The following is a 19,386-nucleotide window of genomic DNA, read 5'->3' as shown; positions in this document are numbered from 1 at the left end:
ATAAGCCAACATCCGGGGACAGGCCCCTTTCTCCACGCAGTTACTTAAAAATTTAGCTTTCCTACCGAAAGGTGCCAGTCCCCTCTCAAAATCCCCATTTACCAAAGTTGGCCGTGAATCGTAATCTCTGACCGTTATTTAGGCAGTTCTTTAGTCTTTTTGGGAGATTTGTAAGACATGCCGATTTTCATTTCTTACTTGAGGTATTCAGTGCCACAAAATATAATATAAGTTACAGGGATGGATATCTGTAAAACGGAGGCTGTGGAATGTATAAAATATTGATTATAGAAGATGAGGAAATAATACGGGAAGAACTGAAACTGCTTTTATCAAACGCCGGCTATCAGGTTGCTTGTATAGAAGAATTTAATGATGTGATCGATCAGATTAAGAGCATAGGCCCGGACTTAATCTTGTTGGATGTCAATCTGCCGGGACAGGATGGGTATCGTTTATGTGCAGGAATCCGTAATTTTTCGGTCACACCGGTTTTATTTATTACAGGGCGCAATACGTCCATGGATGAACTGCAGGCGCTGACGTTGGGCGGGGATGATTTTATAGCCAAACCGTATAATATTCCGGTGCTGCTGGCCAGGATCAGTCTGCTTTTGAAAAAAGGGAAGGGAAACGGGCACCCGGATTTCATCGAGTATCGGGGAGTACGGATCAAACCGGTGGCAGGGACGCTGGTTGTTGACGGCAAGGAGGTTGAATTGACGAAGACCGAACTGAAAATTTTATACTTCCTTTTTACGAGGCCAGGAGAAATCGTATCCAGATTGGATCTGATCGAGTATCTGTGGGATAACGGCATTCATATGGATGACAATACCCTGAGTGTAAATATGATGCGGATACGCAAAAAGCTGCTGGATCTTGGATTGGATGATTTTATACAGACGAAAAGAGGTATGGGATATAAAATATGAAATTTTCTGATTATGTAGAGGAGAAAAAGGGCGTTTTACTTATCTGCCTTGCCGGCGGCTTGTTCTTTTCCGTGCTGCTGGCTGTTTTCGGCATGGACAATGCAGAGATTGTTTTATTGTGGATATGCTACGCCTGTATGGTGGGCGGGACTTTTAGTTTTGATTTTTGGAAGAAAAGAAAGCGGATCGGACATCTGCGCTCTGTCTTCGACTCCCTGAATCAAAAATATCTGCTCGCGGAAATTGCGGACAAGCCGGAATCCGTCCTGGAACAGGTTTATTTCCGGCTTATGAAAGAGGCTTTGAAGTCGATGACGGATGAGGTAGCACACTCGAAACGGATCAATGACGAATACCGGGATTATATCGAACAGTGGATTCATGAAATTAAGGTTCCGATTACAGGTATTCAGTTGATCTGTGAAAATAATAAGACGGATATCACGAGGAAAATCGCAGTCCAGACGGAATTAATTGAACAGGACGTAGAGCGCGTACTGTTCTATGCACGGCTGGGCAGCGTGGAAAAGGATTATCTGATCAGAGAAATCCCGCTGAAGGATTGTGTCCTGGACGTGCTCGCCGGGAATAAACAGTTTTTTATCCAAAATGGAGTGAACGTCCATGCGGACTCTATTCCTGATACCGTGTATTCGGATGATAAGTGGGTACATTTTATCCTCAACCAGATTATCATCAACAGTATAAAATACAGAGGTGACGGCCCGCCGCTCATAGAGATCGTCTCTTTGGACCAGGGGAACTATATCGCGTTATCTGTGACTGATCATGGCATCGGCATAAAACCCAGTGAGATTGGCCGCGTATTTGATAAAGGATTTGTGGGAAGCAACGGCAGAACGGGGAATCATGCCACCGGCATCGGTTTGTATCTTTGCAAACAGATGTGCGACAAACTTGGTATCGGCATAGGGATAGCGTCTGAGCCAAATCAATATACCACTGCCACCCTTTATTTTCCCAAAAGTGATTACCTGAAAATAGAACCGCCAGGCGGTTGGCAAACCGGTCAGATAAAACACGCCGGCTTTTAAAATCTTACAAAACTGTCAGATAATATCTATGCACTTTTATACAATCTTCTTCCGCCAACTTTTAAAATGAAGATACATCGAAAAAGGAGGCGATAAGGATGCGAAACAGCAGAAAAGAGAGGGAAGGGTGGTGGAGCCATGATGAATCACAAGCGGCCGTTACTCCGTGTTGAACAAATAGAAAAATACTACGGCAATCAAGGTGCCGTGACGAAAGCGCTGGACCGGGTAAGCTTTCAAGTGCAGACGGGGGAATTTATCAGTGTTATGGGTGCGTCCGGCTCCGGCAAGACCACTCTGCTTAACTGTATCTCTACGATTGACTCCGTAAGCGCCGGGCATATTTTTTTAGAGGATAAGGACCTCACTTCCATTTTGGAAGACGAGCTGGCAGTCTTCCGGCGGGATAATCTCGGCTTTGTGTTCCAGGATTTTAATCTACTGGATAACCTGACTCTGGAAGAGAATATTGCTCTGCCTTTAACGCTTAACCGTCTGCCTCCCCAGGAGATCGACGCCTGTGTCCGCAAGATCGCGGATACCTTACAGCTTGGGGATGCGCTGAAAAAATTCCCCTATCAGGTCTCCGGCGGCCAGAAGCAGCGATGCGCGTTCGCCCGGGCCGTGACAGGTGAACCCAAACTGATCATGGCCGACGAGCCCACAGGCTCACTGGATTCAAATTCAGCCCGAATCCTGCTGGAAATCATGTCACAACTCAACCGGAAATTAAATGCGACGATCATTATGGTGACCCATGACGCGTTCAGCGCCAGTTACGCGGGCCGTATCCTGTTTCTCAAAGACGGAAAAATATTTAATGAAATTATAAAAGGAGAAAAAACACGCAGCATATTCTATCACGAAATACTGGATGTCCTTTCTCTGCTGGGGGGTGAGCGGCCATGCTAGGAAAATTGTCAGTTCGCAACGCCAAACGTCAGTTCCGGGATTATACGCTGTATCTGATCACCCTCATATGCGCCATCTCATTCATGTATGCCTTCAACGCTTTCCTTTTCTCAGACAGCATAAAAGCCCTGTCTGAACTGGAAATACTACCCTACATGATTATCGTTTCGACACTGCTCATCATCTTCGTTTTGGGCTGGGTCGTAAACTATATGACGAACTACATGCTCAAAAGGCGCAGCAGAGAATTCAGTGTATACATGGTCCTGGGCATCACCAACCGGTCGATCGGCAGGCTTATTTTCCGTGAAAATCTGATCATCGGCGCCATCGCCTATGTGCTCAGCCTTCCGGCGGGCATCCTGCTGTCCCAGCTGCTTCAGGCGGCTTTGCTCCGCATGTTTGCCCAATCCTACTCACTAAATTTAAGTTTATCACTCCGAACGGCGGTTCTGACCCTGATTTATTTTGTTTCTATCTTTCTGTTTTCGCTTCTCAAAAACAGAAAATGGATCCGCAGAATAAAACTATACGATCTGCTCTGCTACGACCGGCAAAATGAAAAACACATACTGGCCGGCAGAGCCCCCGCCATAGCCGTCTTTCTGCTTTCCATAATCTCCGGCTGCCTGGGCCTCATCCTGATCAGCCTGCAGCCACTGGGCAAAGGATATGATTATCTGTTGGGAATGATATTGCTGGCCCTGTTCCTATTCGGCTTTTTCCTGAGCATCCCTTCCTTTCTCGCGGCAATATCAGAAAATCGTATTGCCTGGAAGTACACAAAAGACCACCTGATCACATTTCGGCTTTTCACTTCCAAAATACGTTCTATGAGTATCTCCATGGCAGTCCTCTCGATCCTGTTCATGCTGGCGTTAACCTTTATCGGCATCGGCATCTCCGCCAATAAGCTTGCAGCCAAAAGTATAGATTCCAACGTTTTTGATCTTATGATTCTCCACAACAAAGAGAGCCGGGATTTTTCCGCCTATGAGAAGCTCATTGCACGCACGGCCCCCATCCGTTCCAGCCATACCTACAACATCTACACCAATACAAAACAGGACTTTCTCACTGTCCGCGACAAAGCCGTAAGCGCTATAGGCCGCCCGCGCAGCTTTCTCTACGAAGAATATCAACACGACACCTATATGACCCAGAGCGACTACACAACCCTAAGAAAAATACTGGGCTACGAAAAAGTGGAAATGAGCGAAAATAGCTACTACATTCATTGCGTACCCGCCCTGAAAAACAATTTCGCCGGCTATATCTCACAAAATCCAAACCTCACCCTGTCCGGCCGCACAATAACTGCCGGCAGAATCCTAACCGAACCCTTTTCACAATGCGATTCCTACGGGAACGGATTCGATTATATAATCATAATTCCAGACCCGTTAGCCGGTCAGCTGGAAATACTATACAGCCTCTATGCCGTGATGACCGAATCCCCCCTAAACAGCGCCGCCCTTCAAACCATAACCGACGCATCCAACGGTCAGCTAACCCTCCTGGACAGAAGCACGATCCGTTCCACAAGCGGTAAATACGGCACCGCCCTAATCCATCCCACTGCCGATTACCTCACCGGAAAATGGGTACAAAAAGAAGCTCTGTCCCAATTGTATGCCCTGTTAGTCTGCCTCTTTTATTTAGCGCTCATTTTAGAAATCACCGGTGCCGCCATTCTGGCAACCCAGTTATTAAGCGACAAAGGAAAAAAGCGAAAACAGGACAACATCCTCCGGCGCCTTGGCATGACCAATAAGCAGATCACCAAACAAAACACCCGCCAGCTGACACTTCTCTTTCTGCTGCCGCTCCTCCCCGCCCTCACCATAAGCACCAGCCTCATCTATACAACCGCAGAAAAAATCCACCGCACCGAGTTCCACCTCCCCATCCTTACCGGGCAGCTCTGGATTTACCAATCCATTGGAACCTCCCTCCTCCTCTTCACACTCCTATACAGCATCTATTACCAAACCGCCCGCATCACAAACAACTCATACGAATCATAGAACATGGGACTCATCCATCAGCAAAGCAGGAGTGGCCTGACACGGTGGCGAGCCGGGAGCATCCCCGGATACCGCCCAGCCCGCCACCGCGTCAGGCCGCTCCGACCCTAAGTCCAAAATACCTACTCCGCCTGTCTAATCCGCTCCACCAGCGGCTGCCGTGCCAGCATCCGTGTCCCATAAGCTCCCAGCAGAAACTGTACCCCCAGCAGCGCAGCAACATACAGCAGTACCGGTATCACAGGAAACGTATATTCCATAGGGACCATAAGAGCATTTTCCATCGCATACTGCATCCCATACCCCATCAGGCTTCCGACGATCACCGTAAACGCGATGGTCACTACGGTATATACGGTGCTCTCCCGGCTCAGCATCCTGCTGACCTGCCGCTTCGTCATACCGACCGCCTGAAGAACGGCGATCTCCCGGCGGCGGCTGTACAGGTTCGTCAGCTCCGTATTGATCAGGTTGATGATTCCGAATATAATAAGGAATGCGGCCAAAACATAGAGGACGATCTTCATGGGCTCCATCATCTCCCTGGTCGCGTCCATACTTTCCAGTCTGGACATGACATTCAGGCTGCCGCTTTCGGCATACAGATCCGTCAGGGCCTTTTGCACCGACTGTGCTTTGGTGGGATCTGCGGCAATCTCTATCCCATAGGAACTGTCGGTACCGGTGAGCTGCTCCAGTTGGGACACAGGCATCAGCAGCATACTGCCCATGATAGACAAGGGAATCTCCCCATAATCCACTTTGTTCTCCTGCTGCCATAAGTTCTGATTATAGGTAGCAATCACCGGCATTTCCACAGCCACTTCCTGACCGGACGGATCACAGTAGGTCACATGGAAGGTAGCTCCGATAGAAACCGGATTCTCTTTGAGCTTGCTGTTGCTTCCCACTTCCAGGATCACTCCCCTTTGCGCGTTTAACTCTTCATAAGTCTGCGGTCCTTCGTAATTCATCTGTTTAAGCAGTTCGAAGTCCTGTTCTTCCAGGCCGTTGATGGAGCCTTCTTTTTCTTCCTGAAAGATATCATGCTTGATCTCTACCAGATACCATGGACGGATCTGCCTGACCCCATCGATCTTCTGAACCTGTTCTTCCACCTCAGCCATCAGACCGCTTTTCTGCAGCTCCACCATATTTTTCATCCGGCTGCTCTGGCTGGTGTCTGCACCATATCCCTGATCCACAGTCAGACTTACCTGAAATTCCCCGTTGGGGAACTGGGACAACGCTACCTGTTCCGGCTTATAAGATACGACAAAGGTGCAGATCGTTCCCAGAAGAATCCCTGCCAGAACCAGAGAACACATAGTCATGGCTGTTTTCTTTTTACTGCGCTTCAGATTCAGAACTCCCAGATGAGAGGGATTCAGGCTGCGCATCAGATTTTTAGTCCCGGTACCCTTACCGGTATAACCGGTGTAATGGGCGGCCTCGATCGGTGAAGTCCTGGCGGCGATCCGGGCCGGTTTTCTGACCGCCAGCCTGACTCCTGCGAACCCGAACAGCACACATACGATTCCGCAGATCAGCGCCGTCTTCCATTCCCACCCCTTGGGTACCAGAATGTATCCCATCAGGCCTCCCAGCACCAGGCCAAAAGGGATTCCCCTGGCTGCCAGAATCATCCCTTCCCTGGTAACGAGACGATGCACCTGTCTTTGTGTCGCTCCGATGGTACGCAGCTGGCCATATTCCCGCACTTTTCCCGCCACCGAGATATAGAAGATATTCTTTATGACGATGCCCGCTGATAAAAGGATCAGTACAGCAACCGCAGCCAGCATTACGATGGTGAGGGTACCGATTCTGGATACCGACGTCTGGTTAAAAAAGGATTCTGCCATCTTAACCTGATCTTCCGATATCCCATATTCCGCCCCGATCTGTACCGCCTTCCGCGTGGCTTCGGTAAGAGACATCTCCGTTGCGTTTTTCATATCAACTGCCGCATCGATTTTATCTGAAGGCTGACCCGTCAGCAGTCCTATCACATCCTGAGATGTCAGAATCCGGTAGATCCCGCCGCCCTTGGAGGGCGCTTCGCTGATTCCGCTCAAAACATAATCCCTGACCTGTCCGTCACCCAGATCAAGTGAAACGGTATCCCCTGCCGCCGCTTCCAGCTTAAGACGTTCCAGATAATCCCGGGGCAGCATCAGTTCCATTCCCTCATCCGGCAGCTCCCCTTTATATTTTAATTCATTTATATCCGCCATCACCGCGTCCTGGTAGAACACGACTAACCGGGCCGTTCCGACTTTCGCGCTTCCGGCGCTCAAACTGCCGCCGGCCCACAGAATATCCGAACGCGTTCTGATCTGATCCAGCTGTTCCTGCGTGATCTGTTCATAAGTTACCTGAGGGCGCTCTTCCATCCTTCTTAGTTTTTCTTTTGCGCTTCCGAATCCATACAGTAAAAAGGTCAATACCAATGCTACGCTTAAGGCTACCGTCATACAGGTAAACAGATACAGGCTCCTGTTTTTATGCAGATCCTTTTTGGCAATATTTTTTATGATATTCCTGTTATTATTTCTGTCCAGTCCCATGCTTACCACCTGCTTTCCGCGATTTTTCCATCTTCGATCCGGATGGTCTCATCCGCCATCTGGGCAATCTCTTCGTTGTGCGTGATAATCACCATGGTCTGATGGAACTTTTCCCCGGTAGTTTTCAGCAGGCTTAACACATCCTGACTGGTGCGGCTGTCCAGGTTACCGGTGGGTTCGTCCGCCAGCAGAATCGCCGGTTTGGCCGCCAGAGCCCGGGCGATGGCCACTCTCTGCTGCTGTCCCCCGGACAGCTGGTTCGGCATACTGTTCAGCCGGTCCTTTAGCCCGAGCAGCTGAACAATCTCCTTGATATATTCCTGATCCGGCTTACTGCCATCCAGCTCGATCGGCAGCACAATATTTTCATACACATTCAGGATCGGTACCAGATTATAATTCTGAAACACGAACCCGATCTGGCGGCGCCGGAAGATCGTCAGCTCCTCGTCACTCATCCTGGAAAGCTCCTTGCCGCTCACCATAACACTGCCGGAAGTAGGGGTATCCAGTCCGCCGATCATATGAAGCAGCGTGGATTTTCCGCTGCCCGAGGTACCGACCACCGCCGTAAAGCTGCCCTTCTCTATTTCCAGCGACACCCCATCCAGCGCCTTCACCATCTGACTGCCGCTCCCATAATATTTTTTTAAGTCCTTCGTCTCTAATATACTCATATTCTTCTCACCCTTTCCTTTGAATAAATCCATCATAACACCCGAAAGTTTCAAAACCCTCTCAAATCCCAGACGAAATCTCTCAATATTGAAACATTTTGGTTTTATACTTCAGGTTCCTATTTCCTGTTTCATCATATGCATAGTTGAAAGGCTGAAAAAACGTACAATATCCTCTTAAACAGCCGGAATTAGAGCAGGCGCCGCTGCCCGAAGCTGCGGGAATCCGCCGGGCTGCTTTTCCTGTACCGCCAGTCCGGGGACCGGGGGCGGAATTTGTGGCCGATGGGAAGGCCTTGAGAAGAAACCTTAGATATATGAGCGGAGTCTCAAAATAACCGCCGTTTTTCGCAGCCTGAGCGCAGCGAATTGCGGAGAAAAATGTAATAAGCGGTTAATTTGAGACGCAGCCATATATCTTAGGTTTCTTCGATGGCCTTCCCATCGGCCACAAATTCCGCCCCCGGTCCCCGGACTGGCGGTACAGGAAAAGCAGCCCGGCGGATTCCCGCAGCTTCGGGCGGCGGCGCCGGCCCCCCCTATTCATTCGGCAAAAACACAGAAAATGCAGATCCTGCCCCCGGCTTGGAGTGGACCCGGATATAGCCGCCCTGCTGGCTGATAATATGACGGGACAGATAGAGGCCGATGCCGAGGCCTTCGATTCGCTTAACCTGGCTGTCTCTGTAGAATCTTTTAAAGATGTCGTTTACCCGGTCGGGAGAGATGCCGATGCCGTTATCCGTTATCTCTATCTTGCTGTACATTCCGAGCCGCTCCGCCCGGATTAGTATCTCTCCGTTCTCTCCGGTGTATTTTACTGCATTCTCCAGGATATTAAACAGCGCTTCCGCCGTCCATTTGGGATCGCAGGAGAGTGCCAGGTTTTCAGGACAGTTTACCTGGATACTGATGTTTTTTGCGTCCGCCCGGGGAGTGACGGAATCTGTCACTTCTTCCAGCAAAACGGGTACCAGGGTATCCTCTTTCTGCAGGCGGATCAGACGGCTTTCCAGCCTGGACATTTTGATCAGCGCGTTTACCAGAAACTCCAGTTTTTTTACCTGCCCGTTCAGAATTTCCAGAAATTTCTGCTCCTGCTGTCTGGGCAATTCATTGTTGGCAATCGTATCGCTGTACATCCTTATGTTGGCGATAGGCGTTTTCAGCTGATGGGATATATCCGAGACCATCTGCTGTACCTCCTGCTTTTGGCTGAGGCTTTGGGCCACTGCTGAGGCGGTGACATCGGAAAGCTTCTCCAGCTTCCTTGTGATTTTGGAAGTAAGAGTTTCTCTATCTTTGCTTCCTTCGATCTTTTTGCCGTCGATCAGCTGGTCGATGCTGTCACAGATCTGCTCCGTGATCCGCTCCATACGGCGCCGGCACAGATAATATCCCACTCCCATAATCCCTGCCAGCAGGAATGCATAGATAACCGCAAGTGCCCATATCATGATTTTTTGTGGATTCTCACGTGTCAGATACAGGCAGACCAGCAGATAGATAAGGGAGATGACAACTGCCGCCGCGCAGAGGAGGATCTCCCGGATACTATTCCGACTATTCATTTTTACCTCCGGTCTGCTCCCTGTCACCGATCCAATGATAACCGACCCCGTATACGGTCTTTATGTATGTATACTGTTCATCGGATATTTTGGATCTGAGTCTGCTCACATTGATCGTCAGGGTATGCTCGTCCACGAAGTTTCCCTCACAGTCCCACAATTTTTCCAATATGATTTCACGGGTCAGTACCTGCCCCTGGTTTTGGAGAAAGGTTTTCAAAAGCTTAAATTCCGTCGGCGTCAGCGCAAGAGGGAAACTCCCTTTTTGCACTGACATTTCCGCCAGATTGATCCTCAGATTGCCGCACAGCACCTCGTCCGCAGCCTTCGCTTTTCCGCAGCGGTTCAGTACCGCCCGGATTCTCTGAAGCACTACTTTAATATTAAATGGTTTCGTAATATAATCATCCGCACCGGCCTCAAATCCTTTTACCATATCCTCATCCATATCCTGCGCAGTTAAAAATATGACCGGCACATCGCTGTCCCTGCGAATCTGCCCGGCAAATGTAAAGCCGTCTCCATCGGGCAGGTTTACATCCAGCAGGATAAGATCCCACTTCCGGCTATGTAATAAGTCCCGGGCCGTCTTCAGGTCATAAGCCGGGGCCGGGGTATATCCTGCTGCCTGCAGATTATAGCAGAGGCCTGCATTTAACATTTCATCATCTTCTATAATTAAGATCTGTTCCATGATTTGTTTCCTTTCCGCACTGTTTCCCAAAAAAGCTGCCGCACGGAATATTTCATCTATGCGGCAGCCCCCTCTTTTTCCGGCTGTAATTCCATTTGATTCAATTATCATCTGCCTTGCCAAATGTTGATTCGATTCGCTTTCTTATTCTTCCAGTTTAAAGGCGGCGGCGGACAGGTACTCATTTTTAGCTTCGGCAAATTTCCCCTGATCGGATAATTCAGCAAAGGCCGGCTCGATCGGCATTTTTCCCAAAACGCTTAAATTCAGCTCTTTTGCCGCCTCATCGATATGGCTTTCACCAAATACCCGTATCTCTTTGCCGCAGTCCGGACATTTCAGATAGCTGTAGTTTTCCACAATACCCAGCACAGGAATGTTCATGGCGTTGGCCATATTATATGCTTTCTTCACGATCAGCTGCACCAGATCCTGCGGGCTGGTCACGATCACGATACCGTCTACGGGCAATGACTGAAAAACGGTCAGCGGAACATCGCCGGTTCCAGGCGGCATGTCCACGAACAGGAAATCCAGGTCCCCCCACATAACCTCCTGCCAGAACTGTTTTACCGTATTAGCGATAATGGGGCCGCGCCAGATCACCGGATCTTCCTCATTGGGCATGATCAGGTTTACGGACATGACCTTTACTCCGTTTTCCGCTTCCGCTGGGAAGATTCCCTCATCGGTAGCGCTTAAAGGGCCGTGCAGGCCATACATTTTGGGAATGGAAGGACCGGTTATATCCGCGTCCAGGATACCGACTTCATATCCTTTTTCACGCATCGCGTTGGCAAGGGAAGCGGTTACGAGGGATTTGCCCACACCGCCTTTTCCGCTGACAACACCGATTACTTTCTTAACGACCGTAAATGGATTCGGTTCTACCTGAAAACTCTGAGGCTGCTGCTTGCTGGGGCACCCCTCACAGCTTTCTCTGGAACAGCTCGCGCTGCTGCTGCATTCTTGATTCTCTGCCATACTGTTCATTCATCTCCTTAACTTTCATTGCTTTTAACAGTATAAGCGTTCTCATATACTTTTTCAAGCACTCCCAGCGCAGAACTTTCAGAAATTTCTGAAACGGGTCCCTCCATAAGCACCTCTCCATTCCCCATCACCAGAATCCGGCTGCACAGCTTATAGATCTCCCGTGGATTATGAGTGACCAGGATCACTTCCCCATGGTAAATATCCAGCAGCTCATCGATCTGATCCAGCAGTTTTTCCCGCAGATACGTATCCAGCGCGGAGAACGGCTCATCCAACAGCAGCACCTCCGGATCATAGGCCAGTATCCTGGCCAGCGCCACCCGCTGCTGCTGCCCGCCGGACAGCTGCGCCGGATAGCGTTCTTCCATCCCTTCCAGGTGTAATAGCTTCATCATGTCCGCCACCCGGCCTGCGATCTCTTCCCTGGTTCCTCTGACGCCGGCGGCTATATTATTCTTCACCGTCATGTGGGGAAACAGGGCATAATTCTGGAACAGATAACCGATTCTGCGCTTCTGGGGGGAGATGCAGATCTTCTGGTCCGAATCATACAGCACCTGGTCATTGAGGGCGATCACTCCGCTGTCCGGATGTTCAATCCCTGCGATGCATTTTAAAGTCATACTTTTTCCGCAGCCGGAAGCGCCCAGCACACCCAGTGGTTCTCCATCCGTGCGCAGGGTCACGTCCATGGAAAAATTCTTAAATTTCTTTTTTACTGCTGCTGATAAGCTCATGTTCTTCCACCACGCTTTGCATATCGTTGTCCCCGGAGGGTAAAATAATTCATTGCCAATATTGTCACAAAGGAGATCACGACCACGATCATCACATAGGTATAGGCGCCGCTCATATTCCCGGCGGCCACCTCCGAATAGATCTTAAGAGGCAGAGTCCTTGTCTTTCCTGCGATATTTCCCGCGATCATGGCCGTGGCCCCGAATTCTCCCAGGCCTCTTGCAAAGGAGAGCACCGCTCCGCTGGCGACGCCCGGAAGCGCTAACGGCATCCAGATACACCAGAATACCTTCCACTCCGAATAGCCCAGCGTCCGTGCCGCCTGCAGATAAGTATCCTCCACCTGCTCCAGAGCTCCTCTGGCAGACCGGTACATTAAGGGAAAGGAGGCCGTCACCGCAGCGATTACCGTAGCACTCCAGGAGAAAACCACTTTCACGCTGAAAAAATCCAGCAGAAATTTTCCCACAGGCCTCTGTACGCCAAATATGTACAGCAGAAAAAAGCCCAGCACCGTAGGCGGAAGCACCAACGGCAGGGTAAACAGCCCATCCATGATCATTTTCCACTTATTCGACCGCATCCGGGCCACCCACCAGGCGGCAAACAATCCCAGGAAAAACGTAAACAGGATAGATACGCACGCCGTCCGTATGGATATCAGTATCGGTGACCAGTCCATTTTCTACCTCCCCTTCCGCAGTCTCGGAAACCGCTGCTATTTTAAACCGCTATGAGCACTTGGCGGCTGTATTATTTTGCCGGCTGAGAGAAACCGTATTTTTCAAACACTTTCATCGCATCCGCGCCCTGCAAAAACTCCGCAAAACTCTGAGCCGCCTCTTTATTCTGAGAAGCCTCCACGATTCCAACCGGATAGATAACCGGGGAAACACTTCCTTCCGGGGCTTCTGCCACCACTTTCACCTTATCGGTGGAAGCCGCATCCGTAGCATATACCACTCCACCCTGGGCACTGCCTTCGGCAACCCAGTTCAGGACTTCGGTCACATTGGTGCCCAGGCTGGCCTTCGCGTTAATCTTGTCCCAGATTCCCATGGACTCAAAAGCCTCTTTGGCATACTGTCCCGCCGGTACACTGTCCGGGTCCCCGATCGCCACTGACTCCATATCCAGCATATCTTCGAATTTATCCGGCGTCCCCTCTGAAGATGCGGGAATAATCATTACAATTTTATTTTCCAACAGCGGAGCGATGGACTCTTTATCCATCAGCCCTTCTTCATCCAGCGCGTTCATCTGCTTCGTGGCCGCGGAGATGAATACATCCACATCTGCTCCCTCTTCGATCTGTGTCTGTAGTTTTCCCGAGCTGTCATAAGTCCCCTGCACGGTAATATTGGGATTTGCCGCCTCAAACATAGGTATCAGCTCATCCACCATACTGTTTTCCAGGCTTGCGGCCGCCGCCAGCATTATCGTCACCTTTTCCTGGGCCGAAGCCTCCGTCTGCGCAGGCACCTCCGACTCAGCCGCCCCCTCACTGCCTTTTGCCGCTGCATCTGCCTTCCCGCCTGCCGCATCTGCAGCCTGCCCTTCTTTTGCTTCTCCACAGCCCGACGCTGCCGCAGCCAGCACAAGCGCCATCACCAGACCCAACCACTTTTTCTTCATTTTTCTCCTCCTTTTCACAGTCATCCAGCCGAATGTGAATCTTCACCGGCTCTCGTTATTCTCGTTCAAGAATAACGCTCAATTTATTCTATCCTAAACTGTGAAAAAGATCAATACATTTTCCCATAAAATGGAAGCAGCTCTGCTTTACACTACCTTCTGCCACACTCCGAAACACTCCCCTTAAGCACAGCAACCCCATGCTTAAGCTCCGGCAGCAGAAATTCCAAACACTCCCTCACCGCCTTTGGGCTCCCGGGCAGGTTAATGATCAAAGAACTGCCGCGGATCACGGATACCCCCCGGCTGAGCATGGCCCGCCTGGTATAGCGCATGGAATCCGCGCGGATCGCTTCCGCTATCCCCGGTACATTCCGGTGCGCTACGGCCAGAGTCGCTTCCGGAGTCACGTCTCTCACTGATAATCCCGTTCCGCCTGTGGTCAGGATCAGCGATGCCTGTCTTCCGTCACTGAGACGGATCAGCTCATTCTCCAGTTTTTTCTGGTCGTCCGGCAGCAGCAATTCCTCGATCACACGATAACCTGCCTGCGTAAGCAGCCCTGTAATCAGGGGACCGCTCTGGTCTTCCCGTTCTCCTGCGGCGCCTTTATCACTTAAGGTAATGACCGCGGCGGTAAATCTGGAATCTTTGCAGGACGCATCTATGCTCATCTCATCCCCTGCGTGAATGGTTCCTTCGTGAAGTACCCGGGCGAATACTCCCTGGGTGGGCATGATGCACTCTCCCATTTTTTGATAGATCTGGCAGTGGGTGTGGCACTCCTTGCCGATCTGGGTCATTTCCAGCAGTACCTCCCCGCACCGGAATACAGTGCCCACGGGCAGATTCCGGAAGTCAAAACCGGATACGATCAGGTTCTCTCCGAAAGCACCCGGCTGTACATCAGCTCCCCTGGCCCGGAACTCTTCGATCCGTTCGTGGGACAGCAGGCTGACCTGCCGATGCCAGGTCCCGGCATGGGCGTCGCCTTCTATCCCCCAGTCTTTTCGGAAATATGCTTCTTCCACATAGTTTTTTTGGATTCCTCTTCTGTCACTGATACAGATCGCTTTTACGGTTCCCATGTCAGCCTCCTATCCCGGACATCACTCGGGTGTCCTGTTCCTGTATTTCCTGAAGCTCTCCAAACCGGTGCTCCTTTGGCTTCTGTAATATAGCCTGATCGATCACATCCGTCAATTCCCGGTCGGAGATACCGCTTCGCAGCGGGCCTTTCAGATCCACTCCGTCGGGATAGTACAGACACAGTTTTAAGAAACCGTCCGACGTCAGGCGCAGCCGGTTGCAGGTGTCGCAGAATTTGTGGCTGATTGCCTGAATTATTCCGACACAGCCCTGCAGGCTGCTTCCTGTATAGTATACCGCCGGGCCATTCCCGCGTTTTTCCTCTATGCTGTGCAGATCCGGCACGGATTCTTTGATGACGCTTAATACCTGGTCTGCCGGAATAGAGGTATACTGTTTCCCATAGCCGATGGGCATCAGCTCGATGAAGCGCACGTCGATGGGATACTGCTGGCTTAACCGCACAAAATCCGGGATTTCCACTTCATTGACTCCCTGCATCAGCACACAGTTTATTTTAACCCGCAGGCCCATGGCCACAGCATGAAACAGCGCTTTTCGGACTCTCAAAAGGCCGGGGGCGCCTGTGATTTCCCTGAAGACGTCCTCTTTTAGAGAGTCCAGGCTTATATTTACACCGTCTATTCCGATCCGCTTTAATTCCGGCAGATATTCGTCCAGCAGCATTCCATTTGTGGTGACTGTGACCGTTTCTGCGCCGGGCAGCTCTTTTAGATTTCTCAGAAGCTCCATGCATCCCTTCCGCACAAAGGGCTCGCCTCCGGTCACTTTGAAGTTGTGAACGCCAAGTAATCCCGCGCATTTGCAAATGCGCAGGATTTCCTCATAGCTTAGAATCTGATCATGCGGAATGCTGTCCACTTCTTCCGGCATGCAGTATTTACATCTGAAATTACAGCGATCGGTTACGGATATCCGCAGATAATCAATCTTCCTTCCGTACCTGTCTTCGATTATAGACATCCCCGCTTTTTCCTCCGGTTTTCTTTTGTAAGTATATCTGACCGATTTCCATTCCCTTATCCAGTGCCTTGCACATGTCGTATATGGTCAGAAGCGCGATGCTGACGCCGGTTATGGCCTCCATCTCCACTCCCGTTCTTCCGAATGTCCGTACGGTACAGGACGCCTCGATCTCCCTTGTCATGGGGTACAGCTTAAAATCCAGCGTCACTTTTGTCAGATTAATATTGTGGGTGAGCGGGATCAGGTCCGAGGTCTTTTTCGCGCCGGTGATTCCGGCGATCCTGGCCACGCCCAGCACATCCCCTTTGGACATGCTCCCCTGCTGCACAGCCTGGTAGGTTTCTTCGTTCATCTGAATCCGGCCCACCGCCACAGCTTCCCGCTGGGTTTCCGCCTTTTCTCCCACATCCACCATCCGTGCATTTCCCTGTTCATCAAAATGTGTCAATTCCATATATACCTTATTCTCCTTTCCCAAAACCGCAGTTTGGAAATGTGCAGACCGGACAGGAGAGGCACAGGCCGCCCTGTCCCAATACCTGGAGATCTTCCCTTTGTATCCTGTCATCTGCCATCAGCCGCGGCAGTACCAGATCAAAAATCGTGCGTTTCGCATACATCACGCAGCCGGGCAGTCCTGCGATGGGTATCCGGCCCTCGTAGTAGGCCAGCATGAACATGGCGCCCGGCAGTACCGGTGCCCCATAGCTCACCACATCCGCCCCGGTATTCCTGATCGCCAGCGGAGTTCTGTCATCGGGATCCACACTCATTCCTCCCGTGCAGATAATAAGCTCCGCTCCCTTTGCGATGAAGTCCAGAATCGCCTGTGTGATCTGCTCATGCCTGTCATCCATAATCCGGGTGCCGATCACTTCCGCATCGTATTCCGCCAGTTTTTCCACAATCACAGGCGTAAATTTATCCTGAATCCGGCCATGATACACTTCGCTGCCCGTTGTAAGAATCGCAGCCTTTTTACGCGCAAACGGTTTTAAATCCAGTATCGGTTTCTCTCCTGCAGCCTCTTTCGCCGCTTCCATCTTTTCTTCCTGAATAACCAGCGGTATAATCCGGGTTCCCGCCAGCTTGTCCCCTTTTTTCACCGGAAAGTTGCCGTGCCTGGTGGCAATGATCATCTCTCCTAAGGAGTTCACCGCCCTTAATCTCCCGCTGTCTACCTTCAGCAGGCCGTCACAGGCGGCGGTCAACTCGATCTTCCCCTCCTTTGCCTGGGTACGTTCCATATTTTGTCCTTTGCAGATCGCGCATAAGATTTCCGCCGCTTCATTTTCATGGAGCATTCCTTCCTGCTTTTCCCATATGTATAAATGCTCCTTCCCCACACTGAGCAGCACCGGAATATCTTCTTTTGTCACCACGTGCCCTTTGCGGAACACCGCGTCTTTTGTCACACCGGGTATGATCTGGGTGATATCATGACACAGGACTTGTCCCACCGCATCTTCTGTTCGAATGAGTTTCAAGGCATCCCCCTCTTTTCTCTTCTTTATTCTCATTTGAGAATAACGGTTATTTATTACAATCATACATGATTCAGGAGGGCAATGCAACCGGATTCGGCTCAGTTTCCGCGCAAAAACCGTGGTAATTTCTGGTGCGGCGCCCTGCGTATTCCAGTTAAATACCGCACTTTACCAATACCTTTTCGATATCCACATCCACGAGAATAATATCCGCCCCGATCTGCTTTACCTGGCACCAGGGAATCACATATTCCATGTCCCGCCCAAACAGGCAGAATCCCTTTCCCGGACCCGGTATAATCAGTGCACGGACACAGCCGGTCTTGATGTCAAAATCGATATCAATCACACAACCCAGCCGGGCACAGTCACATATATTAATCACTTCTTTTTGTTTTAATTCATATACCCGCATGAAAAGCCCCGCTTTTTCTTGCTATGTTTTATATATATGCCGCCGGCCGGATAATGATACCTGGTCCGGATTTTATAGCAAGATTTATGAAACTTCCTATTTTTCTATTTGTTAAAATACAAGGAAAAAAGGAGGAATCATCATGTACCAAAAAGAAAGGCATCACAAAAAAGGGATTTCCGTCCCGGGGCAGTCCCGGGAACTTCGTTTGGCTCAGGATTTTCATCCGGTCTCCCTGCTAAAGTTTGTCACCCCTTCCATTGTAATGATGTTATTCATGGGCTTTTATACCATTGGTGACACCGCGATGGTATCCCGGTTCATCCATACAAATGCCCTTTCCGCCGTCAATATCGTCTGTCCAGTCATCAATCTCATAGTGGGGCTGGGGACCATGATCGCTACAGGAGGCAGCGCCATCATCGCCAGGAAAATGGGGAGCGGGAACGAAAAGGAAGCCTGCCGGAATCTTACCCTGCTGATTCTGACAGGTATCTTCCTGGGTATTCTCATAGCCGCCGTAGGGATTTTCTTTCTCGACGATATCATCCTCGGTCTGGGGGCCAGCCCGGTTCTATATCCATACTGTAAGGATTATCTGTTTTTGCTTCTGATCTTCACACCGGCCAGCATGCTGCAGGTTCTGTTTCAGACCCTGATCATCACCGCCGGTCATCCCGGCTATGGCATGCTGCTGTCCGTAAGTGCGGGTTTGATGAATCTGTTACTGGATTACCTGTTCATGGTTCCCCTGAACATGGGCATCGCCGGTTCCGCGCTGGGGACTGGCATCGGATACCTGCTGCCCACCCTGTTCGGACTGGCCTTTTTTATACGTTCCAAAGGTACCCTGCGCTTCCGGAAACCCCTTTTGGACTTCAGGGTGATACTGGAAAGCTGTCTGAACGGTTCTTCGGAAATGGTCAGCCAGGCAGCCGCAGCCGTAACCACTTTTTTGTTCAACCTTGTCATGATGAAACGGCTGGGAGAAAACGGGGTGGCCGCCATTACCATCATCATTTACACCCAGTTCCTGCTGACCACACTCTATATCGGCTTTTCGATGGGCGCTGCCCCTATCATAAGCTATAATTACGGCAGCGGGAACCATGCACAGCTGCGGAAGGTTTTCCGTCTGTGCCTGGCCTTTCTCGGTATCGCATCTGTTTTGCTGTTTCTCCTGTCCATCACCTGTTCTTCCGCTCTGGTGGGAATCTTCTGTCCGGAGGATAGTGCCGTTTATCAGATTGCGCTGGATGGTTTTTCTATCTTTTCCTTCAGCTTTTTATTGTGCGGATTCAATATATTTACCTCCGCTGCTTTTACTGCCCTGTCCAATGGCAAAATCTCCGCCTTGCTGTCCTTTCTGAGAACTTTCGGTTTTATCACTGCCGGACTTGCGTTTCTGCCTCATTTTCTGGGGATTCCCGGCGTATGGCTAGCTGTACCGCTGGCGGAAGCGGTCACGATGGTGATTGCCCTTATTTTTCTTTCCAAAGAAAAAGCGTTTCTGCTCTTTACCTCTGAGTAAAAAGCAGAAAACGCTTCCATTAAATGCCAAATCTATTCCCGATAACTGTCGAATCGATTCTTGCGTC

The 19,386-nt window shown here is 50.4% G+C and carries 18 protein-coding genes; 5 read left to right on the top strand and 13 right to left on the bottom strand.

What is annotated here, in order from left to right:
* Positions 1-269: 269 nt before the first annotated feature.
* From ABC831_RS07115 to ABC831_RS07100, 4 genes are all read left to right on the top strand, one after another.
* On the top strand, positions 270-935 hold the full coding sequence (locus ABC831_RS07115; RefSeq protein ID WP_343247524.1) for a response regulator transcription factor: 666 nt from the start codon (positions 270-272) through the stop codon (positions 933-935).
* Positions 932-1,990 carry a sensor histidine kinase gene (locus ABC831_RS07110; protein ID WP_343247523.1) on the top strand — a complete coding sequence of 353 codons (1,059 nt, stop codon included), beginning with the start codon at positions 932-934 and terminating at the stop codon, positions 1,988-1,990. The genes ABC831_RS07115 and ABC831_RS07110 overlap by 4 nt, the downstream gene beginning before the upstream one ends.
* Positions 1,991-2,128: 138 nt before the next feature.
* Positions 2,129-2,902 (top strand): ABC transporter ATP-binding protein, encoded by a 774-nt coding sequence (locus ABC831_RS07105; protein ID WP_425524569.1) that lies wholly within the window; start codon positions 2,129-2,131, stop codon positions 2,900-2,902.
* The gene (locus ABC831_RS07100; RefSeq protein ID WP_343247522.1) at positions 2,896-4,929 is read left to right on the top strand and encodes an FtsX-like permease family protein; all 2,034 of its coding nucleotides are present in this window, start codon (positions 2,896-2,898) and stop codon (positions 4,927-4,929) included. The genes ABC831_RS07105 and ABC831_RS07100 overlap by 7 nt, the downstream gene beginning before the upstream one ends.
* Positions 4,930-5,051: 122 nt before the next feature.
* Here ABC831_RS07100 and ABC831_RS07095 read toward each other — a convergent pair whose 3' ends face one another.
* The 13 genes from ABC831_RS07095 to ABC831_RS07035 form a co-directional block, all read right to left on the bottom strand.
* Positions 5,052-7,499, bottom strand: coding sequence for an ABC transporter permease (locus ABC831_RS07095; protein WP_343247521.1), 2,448 nt, complete (start codon positions 7,497-7,499; stop codon positions 5,052-5,054).
* 2 nt (positions 7,500-7,501) lie between these two features.
* Positions 7,502-8,176, bottom strand: coding sequence for an ABC transporter ATP-binding protein (locus tag ABC831_RS07090; protein WP_343247533.1), 675 nt, complete (start codon positions 8,174-8,176; stop codon positions 7,502-7,504).
* Positions 8,177-8,715: 539 nt separating this feature from the next.
* Positions 8,716-9,747, bottom strand: a complete 1,032-nt coding sequence (locus ABC831_RS07085; protein ID WP_343247520.1) for a sensor histidine kinase — start codon at positions 9,745-9,747, stop codon at positions 8,716-8,718.
* A complete protein-coding gene (locus tag ABC831_RS07080) occupies positions 9,740-10,441 on the bottom strand; it encodes a response regulator transcription factor (protein ID WP_343247519.1) in 702 nt (233 codons plus the stop codon). Before ABC831_RS07080 ends, ABC831_RS07085 begins: the two co-directional genes overlap by 8 nt.
* A 144-nt stretch (positions 10,442-10,585) precedes the next feature.
* The gene (locus tag ABC831_RS07075; protein WP_158346346.1) at positions 10,586-11,425 is read right to left on the bottom strand and encodes an Mrp/NBP35 family ATP-binding protein; all 840 of its coding nucleotides are present in this window, start codon (positions 11,423-11,425) and stop codon (positions 10,586-10,588) included.
* Positions 11,426-11,442: 17 nt separating this feature from the next.
* Complete coding sequence (locus ABC831_RS07070; RefSeq protein WP_343247518.1) at positions 11,443-12,174, bottom strand: sulfate/molybdate ABC transporter ATP-binding protein; 732 nt, start codon at positions 12,172-12,174, stop codon at positions 11,443-11,445.
* Entirely contained in the window at positions 12,171-12,857 is a 687-nt protein-coding gene (modB, locus tag ABC831_RS07065; RefSeq protein ID WP_343247517.1) for a molybdate ABC transporter permease subunit, read from the bottom strand. The genes ABC831_RS07070 and modB overlap by 4 nt, the downstream gene beginning before the upstream one ends.
* Before the next feature lie 71 nt (positions 12,858-12,928).
* Positions 12,929-13,810, bottom strand: coding sequence for a molybdate ABC transporter substrate-binding protein (modA, locus tag ABC831_RS07060; RefSeq protein WP_343247516.1), 882 nt, complete (start codon positions 13,808-13,810; stop codon positions 12,929-12,931).
* 152 nt (positions 13,811-13,962) lie between these two features.
* On the bottom strand, positions 13,963-14,898 hold the full coding sequence (locus ABC831_RS07055) for a molybdopterin-binding protein (protein WP_343247515.1): 936 nt from the start codon (positions 14,896-14,898) through the stop codon (positions 13,963-13,965).
* A 1-nt stretch (position 14,899) separates the two neighbouring features.
* Positions 14,900-15,883: a GTP 3',8-cyclase MoaA gene (gene moaA / locus ABC831_RS07050; RefSeq protein ID WP_343247514.1), complete on the bottom strand. Its 984-nt coding sequence runs from the start codon at positions 15,881-15,883 to the stop codon at positions 14,900-14,902.
* The gene (gene moaC, locus ABC831_RS07045; protein ID WP_343247513.1) at positions 15,846-16,340 is read right to left on the bottom strand and encodes a cyclic pyranopterin monophosphate synthase MoaC; all 495 of its coding nucleotides are present in this window, start codon (positions 16,338-16,340) and stop codon (positions 15,846-15,848) included. The genes moaA and moaC overlap by 38 nt, the downstream gene beginning before the upstream one ends.
* Before the next feature lie 7 nt (positions 16,341-16,347).
* Positions 16,348-17,373: a molybdopterin-binding protein gene (locus ABC831_RS07040; protein ID WP_343247532.1), complete on the bottom strand. Its 1,026-nt coding sequence runs from the start codon at positions 17,371-17,373 to the stop codon at positions 16,348-16,350.
* Between the two features lie 154 nt (positions 17,374-17,527).
* Entirely contained in the window at positions 17,528-17,788 is a 261-nt protein-coding gene (locus tag ABC831_RS07035; protein WP_158355443.1) for a YlmC/YmxH family sporulation protein, read from the bottom strand.
* Between the two features lie 142 nt (positions 17,789-17,930).
* Between ABC831_RS07035 and ABC831_RS07030 the strand changes: the two genes are divergently transcribed.
* Positions 17,931-19,319 carry an MATE family efflux transporter gene (locus tag ABC831_RS07030; RefSeq protein WP_343247512.1) on the top strand — a complete coding sequence of 463 codons (1,389 nt, stop codon included), beginning with the start codon at positions 17,931-17,933 and terminating at the stop codon, positions 19,317-19,319.
* The last annotated feature ends 67 nt before the right edge of the window (positions 19,320-19,386 follow it).

The sequence above is a fragment of the Diplocloster hominis genome (genome assembly GCF_032380655.1).
Classification (GTDB): domain Bacteria; phylum Bacillota; class Clostridia; order Lachnospirales; family Lachnospiraceae; genus Diplocloster; species Diplocloster hominis.
Note: the sequence above shows the minus strand (reverse complement) of the source record. Positions and strands in the feature narration are given on the sequence as shown.